General features: G+C 51.0%; 1 protein-coding gene. It reads right to left on the bottom strand.

Going from position 1 to position 1,038, the window contains the following annotated elements; genetic code table 11:
• Positions 1-31: 31 nt before the first annotated feature.
• Positions 32-979 carry a mechanosensitive ion channel family protein gene (locus RUMCAL_RS07550; RefSeq protein ID WP_242823496.1) on the bottom strand — a complete coding sequence of 316 codons (948 nt, stop codon included), beginning with the start codon at positions 977-979 and terminating at the stop codon, positions 32-34.
• Between the last annotated feature and the right edge of the window lie 59 nt (positions 980-1,038).

Below are 1,038 nucleotides of genomic sequence, written 5' to 3'. Positions count from 1 at the left end.
ATCTTACGCACAAGCTTTATGCAGTGTTTCCTTAGGAATTGGAATCCGTGGTTTCTTCCGGCATATGTACGTCCATTTGCGGATACGGAATAGAGATGCCGTGGCTGTCGAACGCCTTTTTCACGTCCTCCAGCAGCCGGTAGTGCAGCTGCCAATAGTTTTCGCTCTTGGTCCACACCTGCAATTGCAGCACCACAGCACTGTCGTCGTGACTGAACACCACCACTTTCGCTTCCGGTTCTGCCAAAGCCTCCGGAGCCGCCTGCACCTGCTCCAGCAGTACCTTGCGGGCAGCATCAATATCGTCCTCATAGCTGATGCCGAAGTTCAGGTCTACGCGGCGGGTATCCTTGTCTGTGTAGTTGATGATCTTGCCGCTGGCGACTACGCCGTTTGGGATAAAAACGGTCTTGTTGTCCGCAGTGACAATGCGGGTGTAGAGAATGGTAATGGCTTCTACCTTACCCGTCACGCCGTCAGCTTCAATGGTGTCCCCCTCTTTCAGCGGCTTGGAGAACAAAATGATAAAACCGCCTGCCAGATTGGAAAGACTGTCTTTCAGGGCAAGACCGACTGCTACGCCGGCAGACGCGATCACGGCAACAATGGAATCCATGGGCACGTCCAGAATGGACAGAGCAATGACGATCAGCAGCACATACAGTACGATCTTGGCAACGGAACGAATGAAACTGGACATGATGCCGTCCATGTTGGAACGGTTGAATGCCCGCTTCAGGATCCGCATGATCTGTTTTACCAGAAAAAAGCCGATCAGCAAAAACAGTATGGCAAAGATCATGGACGGCAGCTTGTCCAGCATAGGCTGAAAAATTTTGTTCAGTATGCCGGAAGTCTGCTTTACTTCTTCCCCTACAGTGTCCACCATGTTCTGTACGGCAGGTGCCAGATCTGTGGTATCTGTGGCAACCGCAGAAGAAGCCGTCCAGAAGGCAGAGCATATTCGAATTGGATTCATGTATATTTCCTCCTGTCATGTTGATATAAGGCAATACCGCACAAAGATTGTGCGACAGA

Source organism: Ruminococcus callidus ATCC 27760 (assembly GCF_000468015.1).
In the GTDB taxonomy this organism is placed as follows: Bacteria; Bacillota; Clostridia; order Oscillospirales; family Ruminococcaceae; genus Ruminococcus_C; species Ruminococcus_C callidus.
Note: the sequence above shows the minus strand (reverse complement) of the source record. Positions and strands in the feature narration are given on the sequence as shown.